12 protein-coding genes are annotated in these 12,358 nt (G+C 57.9%); 6 read left to right on the top strand and 6 right to left on the bottom strand.

The genetic code is table 11. The features are described 5' to 3' along the window. Nucleotides 1-13: 13 nt before the first annotated feature. Nucleotides 14-658 carry a 3-isopropylmalate dehydratase small subunit gene (gene leuD / locus ACWGZX_RS24430; RefSeq protein WP_007944116.1) on the bottom strand — a complete coding sequence of 215 codons (645 nt, stop codon included), beginning with the start codon at nt 656-658 and terminating at the stop codon, nt 14-16. Nucleotides 659-669: 11 nt separating this feature from the next. Next, nucleotides 670-2,088 carry a 3-isopropylmalate dehydratase large subunit gene (gene leuC / locus ACWGZX_RS24425; RefSeq protein ID WP_223511451.1) on the bottom strand — a complete coding sequence of 473 codons (1,419 nt, stop codon included), beginning with the start codon at nt 2,086-2,088 and terminating at the stop codon, nt 670-672. Between the two features lie 148 nt (nt 2,089-2,236). Between leuC and ACWGZX_RS24420 the strand changes: the two genes are divergently transcribed. Together ACWGZX_RS24420 and ACWGZX_RS24415 are read left to right on the top strand one after the other, a co-directional pair. Continuing rightward, a complete protein-coding gene (locus tag ACWGZX_RS24420) occupies nt 2,237-3,127 on the top strand; it encodes a LysR family transcriptional regulator (protein WP_223511450.1) in 891 nt (296 codons plus the stop codon). 69 nt (nt 3,128-3,196) lie between these two features. Beyond that, entirely contained in the window at nt 3,197-6,490 is a 3,294-nt protein-coding gene (locus ACWGZX_RS24415; RefSeq protein ID WP_452625787.1) for a sensor domain-containing protein, read from the top strand. Between the two features lie 62 nt (nt 6,491-6,552). On the opposite strand, the gene ACWGZX_RS24410 is transcribed toward ACWGZX_RS24415, so the two are convergent. Next, a complete protein-coding gene (locus tag ACWGZX_RS24410) occupies nt 6,553-6,924 on the bottom strand; it encodes a DUF6124 family protein (protein ID WP_452625786.1) in 372 nt (123 codons plus the stop codon). 230 nt (nt 6,925-7,154) lie between these two features. Further along, nucleotides 7,155-7,724: a DUF4174 domain-containing protein gene (locus ACWGZX_RS24405; RefSeq protein WP_452625785.1), complete on the bottom strand. Its 570-nt coding sequence runs from the start codon at nt 7,722-7,724 to the stop codon at nt 7,155-7,157. Between the two features lie 180 nt (nt 7,725-7,904). On the opposite strand from ACWGZX_RS24405, the gene ACWGZX_RS24400 reads away from it, so the two are divergent. Beyond that, entirely contained in the window at nt 7,905-8,273 is a 369-nt protein-coding gene (locus tag ACWGZX_RS24400; protein ID WP_452625784.1) for a VOC family protein, read from the top strand. 20 nt (nt 8,274-8,293) lie between these two features. Here the strand turns inward: ACWGZX_RS24400 and ACWGZX_RS24395 are convergent, their stop codons facing one another. Next, the gene (locus ACWGZX_RS24395) at nt 8,294-9,079 is read right to left on the bottom strand and encodes a sulfite exporter TauE/SafE family protein (RefSeq protein WP_452625783.1); all 786 of its coding nucleotides are present in this window, start codon (nt 9,077-9,079) and stop codon (nt 8,294-8,296) included. A gap of 192 nt (nt 9,080-9,271) precedes the next feature. Here ACWGZX_RS24395 and ACWGZX_RS24390 point away from each other — a divergent pair, with 192 nt between their 5' ends. Together ACWGZX_RS24390 and ACWGZX_RS24385 are read left to right on the top strand one after the other, a co-directional pair. Further along, nucleotides 9,272-9,568: a transposase gene (locus ACWGZX_RS24390; protein WP_452625782.1), complete on the top strand. Its 297-nt coding sequence runs from the start codon at nt 9,272-9,274 to the stop codon at nt 9,566-9,568. Continuing rightward, on the top strand, nt 9,565-10,398 hold the full coding sequence (locus ACWGZX_RS24385; RefSeq protein ID WP_452624859.1) for an IS3 family transposase: 834 nt from the start codon (nt 9,565-9,567) through the stop codon (nt 10,396-10,398). The genes ACWGZX_RS24390 and ACWGZX_RS24385 overlap by 4 nt, the downstream gene beginning before the upstream one ends. A 137-nt stretch (nt 10,399-10,535) precedes the next feature. Here the strand turns inward: ACWGZX_RS24385 and ACWGZX_RS24380 are convergent, their stop codons facing one another. Next, nucleotides 10,536-11,285, bottom strand: a complete 750-nt coding sequence (locus ACWGZX_RS24380; RefSeq protein WP_452625781.1) for a hypothetical protein — start codon at nt 11,283-11,285, stop codon at nt 10,536-10,538. Between the two features lie 232 nt (nt 11,286-11,517). Between ACWGZX_RS24380 and ACWGZX_RS24375 the strand changes: the two genes are divergently transcribed. Beyond that, nucleotides 11,518-12,339 carry an aldo/keto reductase gene (locus ACWGZX_RS24375; RefSeq protein ID WP_452625780.1) on the top strand — a complete coding sequence of 274 codons (822 nt, stop codon included), beginning with the start codon at nt 11,518-11,520 and terminating at the stop codon, nt 12,337-12,339. The last annotated feature ends 19 nt before the right edge of the window (nt 12,340-12,358 follow it).

Below are 12,358 nucleotides of genomic sequence, written 5' to 3'. Positions count from 1 at the left end.
GCCTTACGCAAAATCAAGCGTCGCGAAACAACCACGGCTGGCTCGCACGATGCTTGGCCTCAAACGTCGCAATCGCCTCATGGTCCTGCAACGTCAGGCCGATATCGTCCAGACCGTTCAACAGACAATGCTTGCGAAACGCATCAATCTCAAAGTTCAGCACCTTGCCATCCGGGCGCGTCACGGTCTGGGCTTGCAGATCAACCTGCAACTGGTAGCCAGGATTCGCTTCAACCTGCTGGAACAACTCATCCACTTCAGCGTCGCTCAAGATGATCGGCAGCAAGCCGTTCTTGAAGCTGTTGTTGAAGAAGATGTCGGCGTAGCTCGGCGCGATGATGCTGCGGAAACCGTACTCTTCCAGCGCCCACGGCGCGTGTTCACGGCTGGAGCCGCAACCGAAGTTTTCACGTGCCAGCAAAACGCTGGCGCCTTGATAACGTTCGGCATTGAGGACGAAGTCCTTGTTCAGCGGACGCTTGGAGTTGTCCTGATACGGTTGCCCCACATCCAGATAACGCCATTCATCGAACAGGTTCGGGCCAAAACCCGTGCGCTTGATCGACTTTAAAAACTGCTTCGGAATGATCTGATCGGTATCGACGTTGGCACGATCCAAAGGCGCGACAAGACCAGTGTGCTGGGTAAAAGCTTTCATGCTGCGCTCCTTTAGATCAATTCACGGACGTCGATGAAACGACCGTTTACAGCGGCGGCGGCGGCCATCGCCGGGCTGACAAGGTGAGTACGACCACCGGCGCCCTGACGGCCTTCGAAGTTGCGGTTGGAGGTCGAAGCGCAATGCTCGCCCGACTCCAAACGGTCCGGGTTCATCGCCAGACACATCGAGCACCCAGGCTCACGCCATTCAAAACCGGCTTCGAGGAAAATCTTGTCCAGACCTTCCGCTTCGGCCTGCGCCTTCACCAGACCCGAGCCCGGCACCACGATGGCCTGCTTGATGGTCGACGCTACTTTGCGGCCCTTGGCGATCACGGCGGCTGCGCGCAAGTCTTCGATCCGCGAGTTGGTGCAGGAGCCGATGAACACGCGATCCAGCTGAATGTCGGTGATCGCCTGATTGGCGGTCAACCCCATGTACTTCAAGGCGCGAACGATCGAATCGCGTTTGACCAGGTCCATTTCCTTCGCTGGGTCCGGAACGTTCTGATCGACAGCCAACACCATCTCAGGCGAGGTGCCCCAGCTGACTTGCGGCTTGATCTGGGTGGCGTCGAGCTCAACGATGGTGTCGAAGGTGGCGTCTTTATCCGACACCAGGTCTTTCCAGGCTTCGACGGCCAAGTCCCATTCCGCGCCTTTCGGGGCGAATGGACGGCCCTTCACGTAGGCCACGGTTTTTTCGTCCGCTGCTACCAGACCAACGCGAGCGCCGGCCTCGATGGACATGTTGCAAATGGTCATGCGGCCTTCAACGGACAAGTCACGAATCGCGCTACCGGCGAATTCGATGGCATGGCCGTTACCGCCAGCGGTGCCGATTTTGCCGATCACGGCAAGGACAATGTCCTTGGCCGTCACGCCGAACGGCAATTGGCCTTCGACCGACACCAGCATATTCTTCATTTTCTTGGCGACCAGGCACTGAGTGGCGAGCACGTGCTCGACCTCGGAGGTGCCGATACCGTGAGCCAGGGCACCGAACGCACCGTGAGTCGAGGTGTGGGAGTCGCCGCAGACCACGGTCATGCCCGGCAAGGTCGCGCCCTGCTCCGGGCCGATGACGTGGACGATGCCTTGGCGAATGTCGTTCATCTTGAATTCGACGATGCCGTATTCATCACAGTTGTCGTCGAGGGTCTGAACCTGCAAACGCGAGACCTCGTCGACAATGGCTTCGATGCCGCCCTTGCGCTCTGGTGTGGTCGGTACGTTGTGGTCCGGGGTCGCGATGTTGGCATCGATGCGCCAAGGCTTGCGCCCGGCCAGACGCAGGCCTTCAAAGGCTTGCGGCGAGGTCACTTCGTGGATGATGTGACGATCGATATAAATCAGCGCCGAGCCATCGTCGCGCTGTTTGACCAAATGCGAATCCCAGAGCTTGTCGTAGAGCGTTTTGCCGGCCATCAGACGGTTTCCTCATCAGCTTGTTTCTATGCCCCGGGCCTTGAACGCTTCAATAACCCTTTGGCTTGTGAGGTCGATCCTAGGGGGTTACATTAAATAACTCAAATTCATATTTTTTATGCTTTGGATAACCAACTGGAATACAACAATGGATCTGGCCAACCTCAATGCCTTTATCGCGATTGCCGAGACCGGGAGCTTCTCCGGTGCAGGTGAACGGCTGCACCTGACCCAACCGGCGATCAGCAAGCGCATCGCCGGGCTGGAGCAGCAATTGAAGGTTCGGCTGTTTGATCGCCTGGGCCGTGAAGTCGGCCTGACCGAGGCCGGCCGCGCCCTGCTGCCACGGGCTTATCAGATACTGAATGTGCTGGACGACACCCGGCGCGCCCTGACCAATCTGACCGGCGAAGTGTCCGGCCGTCTGACCTTGGCTACCAGTCACCATATCGGCCTGCACCGTTTGCCCCCCTTATTAAGGGAGTTCACCCGGCGTTACCCTCAAGTGGCGCTGGATATTCAGTTCCTCGATTCGGAAGTGGCCTACGAAGAAATCCTCCATGGCCGCGCGGAACTGGCAGTGATTACGTTGGCGCCGGAGCCGCACACGCTGGTCAAGGCGACGCCGGTGTGGGACGACCCGCTGGATTTCGTGGTTGCCCCGGAGCATTCGCTGATCAGCAACGGCCCGGTGAGTCTGGCAGATATCGCCCTGCACCCGGCGGTCTTCCCCGGCGGCAACACCTTTACTCATCACATCGTTCAGCGGCTGTTTGAGGCGCAAGGCCTGACACCGAACATCGCCATGAGCACCAATTATCTGGAAACGATCAAGATGATGGTCTCAATCGGCTTGGCCTGGAGCGTATTGCCGCGCACGATGCTGGATGAACAGGTTGCGCGAATACCCTTACCCGGCATACAACTGACTCGCAAGCTAGGCTATATCCTACACACCGAAAGGACGCTATCGAATGCAGCAAGGGCATTTATGGCTTTGCTGGATGCACAAATCGATCTGCCAGGGACTCAGGGCTAACGTGTACTACGCCTATAGAGCCGAAAAACTCTACGCTTAACGCCCATTTCCGCCCAAGGCCTGTTGCCAATGCCGAAATCTGTTGACCGAATCCCCTCAATGCCGCGCATTCAGGCACTTGACCCTAAACGGTCCGAGCTGAGCTGGCAAAGCGCGCCACAATTGCTCGCCGCGTTGAACGGCGCTCGGCTGGGTGCCTGGTGTTGGGACATCGAGCGGGGGCAGATCAGCTGGTCGCGGGGGACTCAGGCGCTGTTTGGTTTCGATCCGCATGTGCCATTGCCCGCAGACCTGCAATACCTCGATTTGGTGCCGCCGGAAGATCGCGCGAAAACCGTCCGGGCGTTCGATGCCGTGATTGCCGGCGCCCCCCTTGCACAAGCGATGCGCCACCGCATCCGCTGGCCCGATGGCAGCCTGCACTGGCTGGAAATCAGCGGCAGCCTGCTGCCGGACATGAACGGTCGGCCACGCATGATTGGTGTCATCCGCGAAATCACTCATCAGCGTCTGCGCGAACAAGCCCTGATCAGCTCGGAAAAACGCTTCGCCACGCTGTTTCACCTGTGCCCGAACATGGTGTTGCTGACCCGCCAGGAAGACGGCCTGATCACCGAAGCCAACCAGTACTTTGAAAGCCTGTTCGGCTGGCCGGTGCAAAGCGCGATCGGCCGCACCACGCTGGAACTGGGCCTTTGGGTTCACCCGGAGCAACGCGCCGAACTGGTTTCGGCCAGCATGGCCAAAGGCGAGCTGATCAGCATGGAGGTACAACTTCGTGCCAGCAACGGGCAGATCCACAATGGCATCCTCAGTGCACAAAAGGTTGAACTCGAGGGCCAGCCGTACTTGCTGAGCACCTTCCTCGACACCACTGAACGCAAAATCGCCGAACAAGCGCTCAAGGATAGCCAGGAGCGTCTCGACCTCGCCCTGGATTCGGCGCAACTCGGCACTTGGGACTGGCACATTCCCAGCGGCATGCTCTACGGCTCGGCGCGGGCCGCGCAGTTGCACGGGCTGGAGGCCAAACCCTTCCATGAATCCTTCGACGATTTTTTCGAAGGCGTGCCTGGCGAAGATCGCGACACCATGCGCAACGCCTATCGCAGCCTGCGCGAAGGCCCGGCCGGCAATTATCAACTGACCTACCGTGTACAACTGCCGGACGGCAGTTCGCGCTACCTGGAAAGCCGCGCCCGCCTCTACCGCGATGAAAACGGCTTGCCGCTGCGCATGGCCGGCACCCTGCTGGACATCACCGATCAGGTAGAGCGCGAACAGCGACTGGTGGCCTCCGAAGAGAAATTCGCCACACTGTTCCAGGTCAGCCCGGACCCGATTTGCGTGACAGACCAGGACACCGGCCAATTCATCGAGATCAACTCCAGTTTCACCCAGACCTTTGGCTGGAGCGCCGCCGAAGTGATTGGCCACAGCGCCGACGAGATTGGCCTGTGGGACGCGGCGGCGAACAGCCCTCAACGGATCGAACAGATCATCCGTGAACAAGGGCTGGACAATGTAGACATCGTCGCCCAGCACAAGGACGGGCAATCCCTGACCTGCGTGATTTCCAGCCGCCAGATCAGCGTTGGCAACCAACCCTGCATCGTCACCACCTTGCGCGATATCTCCCACCAGCAACGCTCCGAAGCGGCGCTCAAGGCCAGTGAAGAGAAGTTCGCCAAGGCGTTCCACTCAAGCCCCGACGCCATCACCATTACCGAGCGCGATACCGGGCGTTATCTGGAGGTCAACGACGGTTTCTGCCGCCTGACCGGCTACCGCGCGCAAGAGGTGATCGGTCGTACGGTGTATGAAGTGGGCATTTGGGCCGAAGAGAAACAACGTTCGGCGTTGCTGACCGAGCTGCAGATCAAGGGCCGTGTGCATCACCGGGAAATGCTCGGACGCAATAAAGGCGGGGAGTTGTTGACCGTCGAAGTCTCGGTCGAGCCGATCACCCTCAACGAAACCGCCTGCCTGTTGCTGACGGCTCGCGACGTCAGCCTGCTGAAAAACGCCGAAGCGCAAATCCGTCACCTGGCCTACCACGACCCCCTGACCAACCTGCCCAACCGCGCCTTGCTGATGGACCGCCTGAGCCAGCAAATCGCCTTGCTCAAGCGCCATAACCTGCGTGGTGCGTTGCTGTTCCTTGACCTCGATCACTTCAAGCACATCAACGACTCCCTCGGTCACCCGGTCGGCGATACGGTGCTGAAAATCATCACCGCGCGACTGGAAGCCAGCGTGCGGATGGAAGACACCGTGGCGCGGCTGGGCGGTGACGAATTTGTGGTGTTGCTCAGCGGTCTGGAAGGTTCGCGCAATGAAGTCAGCGCTGAGGTTCAGGAACAGGCCAACACGTTACGAGAACTGCTGTCGGAACCGATGTTCCTCGATGGCCAGCGCCTGCAAGTGACGCCAAGCATAGGCATCGCGCTGATTCCGGACCACGGCTCGACCCCGACCGACCTGCTCAAACGCGCCGACATCGCGCTTTACCGCGCCAAGGACTCGGGGCGCAACACCTCGCAGATGTATCACAACGCCATGCAGAAGGCCGCCAGCGAACGCCTGCGCATGGAAACCGACCTGCGCCTGGCCCTTTCCCGGGGCGAATTTCATGTGCATTACCAACCGCAGGTCGACGCCCGGGGCAATCGCATTGTCGGCGCCGAAGCGCTGGTGCGCTGGAACCACCCGGAACTCGGTGCGCAATCCCCGACCGAGTTCATCAAGGTGCTGGAAGACAGCGGCCTGATTCTTGATGTTGGCACCTGGATCATTGACGAAGCCTGCGGGGCCTTCAAACAGCTGGTCACCAAAGGCCTGGTCAACCCGCTGAGCTTCAGCCTGTGCGTGAACATCAGTCCGAGACAATTTCGTCAAACCGATTTCGTCGAGCGCATCGAACACTGCCTCACCAGCCACGGCCTGCCCTGCTCGCTGCTGAAACTTGAAATCACTGAAGGCATCGTCATCCAGAACCTGGAAGACACCATCAACAAAATGCGCCGCCTGAAAAAACTCGGCGTGAGTTTCGCGATGGACGACTTCGGCACCGGCTACTCCTCACTGACCTACCTCAAGCGCTTGCCGGTCGACACTCTGAAAATCGATCAGTCATTCATTCGCGACGCTACTACCGATCCGAACGACGCCGAGATCATCCGAGCCATTGTCGCAATGGCTCGCAGCCTGGAGCTGAAAGTGATTGCCGAAGGGGTAGAAACGCCCGAGCAACTGGAGTTTTTGCAGGGGCTGGGTTGCGATTTTTATCAGGGGTATTTACACAGCCGGCCGTTGCCGGTGGAAGAGTTTCAAAAACTCCTCAAGCAACCCCGGCCCCTGTAGCAGCTGCAAAAGGCAAAAAATGGGTGACCCTTTGCGGTCGTCCATTTTCGTTGGATACCTGCTTAATGCCGAGTCACTGGCTGACCGGCAGACGCATCGTCACGCGAACCAAGATTGTCCCGCACCTGAGTCACCAACAACTCGGCGACCATCGCCAACTGCTGAATCGAAAACACTTCACCGCGGTTCGGCCCTTCCAGTTTTGCGGCAAAATTCTCGAGCAGGGCATTCAGTGACGCGAGGGTTTCGCAGGCTTGTTTTAGCAGGGTCAGTGTGTCGACGCCGGGGGCAATGGCGAATATCTGCTGGGGCGAGGAAACACGCCTGGGGCGCTGCGTGACCGCCACTTTTGCGGTCTCGCACACCTTCGCGGGAGCGGGATGATCGGCATCGGTTGGGGTTTGCGGTTGTTGAGGCTTGCTTAACTTTTTCACAGGCGAGGCTCCTTTTTTCTACGGGTGTTTTCGTCCTTGGGTCCCTCAATGTCGCGGACTTCCATGAAGGCTAGCGGTGCGCGCTGTACGGCACCAGTTCATCAAGTGCTACACGACTTGAAGGAAATTTCCGAAGCCAATGAAGGCGGATACTTCACCGGCAAAAAAAATGGGTGATCGTGACAGTCGGGTATCGCTATAACTGATAACCACAGGGGTTCTGTGGAGTGTCAGTCATCCGGCATTTCAGGAACCTTGGCGGGTTTGCCCGATTTGCCATGCTTGGCAGCCTTGGTGCCTTGGGCATCTTTGACCGGATCGGCTACAACGGGGGCCGCTACCGTGGGCGCGGGGGCTTCTTTCTCTGCCGCTGGCAGGGCGTCAATTGTGTCGAAAATCTTCTTCAAATCGACCGACTTTGATTCATCCCCCGAGCTCTCAAGCTTCTTCTCGCCGTCCTTGCCGATCAGGATCACTTTGGGCAACCCCCCCACTCCGAGTTTCAGGGCGCGTATCAGTGCCATAGTGTCCTGCTGACCGAGATCCTTGCCGTCGAGTTGCCCGAACATGTTCAGCACGCTGTACACCCTGATATTGCGCTGGGCGATACCCTCCTTGTTGGCCGGATCGTTCAGCGACTTTTTCAGGCCCGTCCAGACCGGGTCAACGGTGCTGGGCGCAATGACAATCAGTGGCCGGAACCTGCCTTTATCCATGTCCAACGGTGAATCGCTTTCGGCTGCGAGCAAGGGACTGGCGAAAGCCAGCAAGGTTGTCAGGGTCAAAAACCTGATGAGCATGCGCATCTCCTTTTGATAACCACGCTCTAATGATTGCGCATCGCGGCGTTCGTTCCGGGTGACGCACCGCGAATGTGTTTCGCCTTGACCCAAGCTTAGGTCAGGGCGGTCATTGCGCAACAGGCTGGGCTAATCTCAAAGCTCCTGTCGATCCACCTGAATCGCCGTGAGGACATCTCCATGAGCGCTCAGCTGAACCACACCATCGTCTGGTGTCGCAACAAGCAGCTATCGGCGAATTTCCTCGCCGAGCTCCTCGGTCTGCCCGCCCCCGAGCCTTTTGGCCCAATGCTGATCGTCAAATTCGACAACGGCGTGTCGCTGGATTTCTATAACAACGAGCCGCCGATAGCGTCCCAGCACTATGCGTTCTTGATCGGTGACGACGACTTCGACAAAGCCTTCGCGCGCCTGCAAACACACGGCCTACCGTGGTGGGCGGACCCGGGCAAGCAGCGGCCAAAGGAAGTCAATGAATACGCCGGGGGACGGCGGGTGTATTTCGATGACCCGGACGGGCATCTGCTGGAGATATTCACCCGCGAGTGACACTGGCGAATCAGTCGGAATCAGAACGCCAGTTTGTAACCAATCAGCACCAACATCGTCGCCAGGCAAGGACGCAGAACTTCATCGGAAATCTTGCCGGTCAAATGACTGCCCAACCAGATACCGGGTAGCGAACCGATCAGCAGGTAACCCAGCACGTGCCAGTCCATGTTGCCCATGCTCGCATGGCCAAGCCCGGCGACCAGGGTCAGCGGTACGGCGTGGGCGATTTCCGTGCCGACAAGGCGACGGGTTGGCAGCAGCGGATACAGGATGAACAATGCCACGGTGCCAAGGGCGCCAGCACCGATGGACGTCAGCGCAACCATGGTGCCCAGCACCAGGCCGGTGATGACTGTCATCACGTTGAGGCGCTTGCCGCTGGGGTTGTAGTTACCACCGGCACGATTGTGCGCAAACTCAAGCAGGCGCTTCTTGAAGAGAATCGCCAGCGCCGTAGCGAACAGGACGAAACCCAGCGCCTGTTTGATGATGGCATTCATCGTTTCTGGCGCGGTGTGCAAACTGCTCAGGAACCACAGCGTCAACGCCACGGCCGGCACGCTGCCAAGAGTCAGCCAGCCGGTAATCGCCCAATCGATGTTGTTGTTTTTCCTGTGAGCCAGCACGCCACTGGATTTGGTGATCGCCGCGTACAGCAGATCGGTACCGACCGCCGTCGCGGGGTTGATGCCGAACCACAGCAGAATCGGGGTCATCAACGACCCACCACCGACGCCAGTCATGCCAACAATAAAGCCAACCACCAACCCGGCAACGACCAACCCGATGTTCACTAAATCCATAGATACGTCCACAAAGACCGCAGGAGAAATCTGGCCCGCAGCATAGCGATTTTTCTTATAACCACTTATATCGATGCGAACTATCGTTATATCCGAGAGGTAACTACACCCCCCATTCCCCTGTAGGAGCGGAGCTGTTGTGGCTCAATGTTTTTGGACCATGATGTAGGAGTATCGACCTAAGGAAGCATCATGGGATATCGGGTTGTTAGTCCTGAGGAAAAAGCGGAGGCCATTCGTTTGGTTGTGGAGATGAAATGCTCCATTCCTAAAGCCTGTGAGCTTACAGGCGTGGGGCCCACAGCTCTACGCCGATGGGTTTTGCACTGGCGCCGGGAGCATGCGGGGATTTTGCAGGCCTCCCGGCCCCAAGATCAGCAGATGATCGAGTCGTTGCAGGCAAAATTGGCCCTGCTTGAGGCCGAGAATCATGTCTTAAAAAAGCAATTGCCCTCTCATCTGAAAGTTCTGTTCAACCGAACCAAGTGATTGATGGCGTTAGAGGAGCAATGTCGATTCGACGTATGTGCTCGGTCCTGGGTTTGGCTCGCAGTAGCTTTTACGCGAAGCGTAAGCCTGCGTTGCCGCGTGTTATCGAAAAGGACCTGGAGCTAAAAATTCGTGCGGTACATAAGGAGCATCGCGAAGCACTGGGTGCGCGCGGGTTGTCCAAGGAGCTGAGAAAAGGTGGTGTTTTCATTGGGCGTCACCGAATGCGCTCCTTGATAAATACTTTGGAACTCGCCAGACGTCGACCGCGTTATGCCCACTATCGCCGCGCCACCAAGCCCGGAGTCACGGCACCAAACATACTTGATCGTCGTTTTAATCCAGTCCAGCCGGACACGCTATGGGCGGGTGATATCACCTACATCAAAGTGAGGGATAGCTGGTTGTATTTGGCGGTAGTGATGGATCTTTTTTCACGCAGAATTGTGGGATGGGCCTGTTCCAGGACAGCTGACACGGACTTGTCCATCAAAGCCCTTAAGCTGGCAGTTGCGCTGCGTCGTCCGATGCCGCAGCTGTTGTTCCACTCAGACCAAGGCTGCCAGTACACCTCTGACCGCTTCGCGACATGCCTGGAAGAAAGCCGGATCGTGCATAGCGTAAGCCGGCGTGGAAACTGCTGGGACAATGCGGTGGTCGAGCGTTATTTCAGAACATTGAAGCATGACTGGATGCCGGAGAGCGGCTACCAGAACCATTTCGAAGCGGAGAAGGATGTGATCGATTTTGTGTCGCATTACAACCATCGTCGTTGCCACACCGCTTCGAATAACCTGCCGCCGGCTCTCTTTGAGCAGCAGGCGGCCTAAAAACTCCTACAGAGTGGTCCAAAAAAACTGGACCCCAACAAGCTTGCTCGCGATGGCGGACTGTGAGCCAACACATAGGTTGAATGCTATACCGCTATCGCGAGCAAGCTCGGCTCCTACAGGGTCTGCATTGGGGCTTATTGCACCGGCAGGAAGTTCAAAAACAGCAGACTCTGCGCGTAGTTCAAGCCGATGCGTCGGTAGCGCTCGTCCAGCATCTGCGTCAGCAAGTCCAGCCGCGCAACGATTTTGCCGAATTCCACAGCAAAACTCAGGTTGCTGCCCTCCTCCGAGATCTCATTGGAGAACAGCAAAGGCTCGCCTTGCTTGTTTTGTCGTTGGCTGAGAATCCATGTGGCTATCTCGATGTTACGCGCGGCATTGCTGACGAACGTCGGGTTGATCGCATCCGTCATGTAGAACTCCAAACGATTGCCGTGAGCGGTCACCAACATGCTACCGATGGCATAAATGAAAGCACCGACCCGGTCACCGAGAAACTCCGGGCTCATGGCATACCTGAGCGCCGCCAGGTCTTTTTTGCCGCCGAGGGTGGGCAGTGGCTGTTGCTCTTCGATGGCCATACGCACTTGCTTTCCGGCTGTTCGGGCGTCGAGGAAGCCGGATTTCTTCAGCTCATCGGGGTTGCGCAGGTAGAGCTTGCTCATCAGCAAGTAGAGGCTGTCGAGGTTGTCACGCATCGCCAGCGTGGCCATGCGGTCAACGCTGGTCTGGAGAAACTCCTGGGGGCGGCCTTCGCGGAACTGGCTGACGATGTCGCTGCCCTGCTGCTGACTGCAACCCGTGACAAAGAGCATCGCCAGACAAGCCAGGAGCAAGCAACGGCGGTGGATCGGTGGGGGGATTCGGGGTAAAGCTCGAGCCATGGGTTCTTGAACTTGGGCATGGGCCAACGGAGGGGATCGCCGCCGGCTGCCCAAGGATAGAGCCACCAAAGGCAAAAAAGTGCGGTGCCGGTGGTCCGTGAACACGCAGACCAAGCCCTGAAAGCTGATATTTTGTCTTGTTTGCTATCATCAGGAATCTGCCGCTCCGAGGAACAACGACGTAATTTTGCTGCCAATCTAGTATTCACCGAGTCACGTAGAGGAGGTTTTCATGCGCACGCTCGAATTGGCTGGTGTCTCCGTGCCGGTCATCGGCCAGGGCACTTGGCGTATGGGTGAGGATCCCTCGGCGTACGCGCGTGAAGTCTCGGCCCTGCGCCTGGGCATCGAGTTGGGCATGACACTGATCGATACGGCTGAAATGTACGCAGAAGGCGGCGCCGAGGAAGTCGTCGCTGAAGCCATTACCGGTCTGCGCGACAAGGTCTTTCTGGTCAGCAAGGTCTACCCTCACAACGCCAGCTGCCAAGGCATTCCCCAGGCCTGCGAGCGCAGCCTTCGGCGTTTGAAGACCGATTACATCGATTTGTACCTGCTGCACTGGCGTGGTCAGTATCCCCTGGAAGAAACCGTTGAAGCCTTCGAGCGCCTGCGTGAAGATGGCAAGATTGGCCGTTGGGGCGTGTCCAATTTTGATATGGACGACCTGCACGAACTGAACTCACCGGCCTGCGCCACCAATCAGGTGATGTATAACCTGGAAGAGCGCGGCATCGAATTTGATTTGCTGCCCTGGAGTCAACAGCATCGGCAGCCATTAATGGCGTATTGTCCAATCGGTCAGGGCGGAGAAATGCTCGCCCATCCAGCGCTTGAAAAGATTGCCGCCCGTCACGGGGTGACACCGGCTCAGGTCGCGCTGGCATGGATTCTGCGGCAGACAGGTGTGATTGCCATCCCCAAAGCGGTCAAACCTGAACATCTACAATTGAATGCACAATCCCCGCAGCTGCAGCTCGATCCCGGGGATCTGGAGGCGCTGGACCACGCGTTTCACGCGCCACAACGCAAACAGCGATTGGCCATGGTCTAAGCCATCGCCGTATTGTCAG

Source organism: Pseudomonas sp. CLCA07 (assembly GCF_053615335.1).
This window is presented reverse-complemented; position numbering and strand designations above follow the sequence as displayed.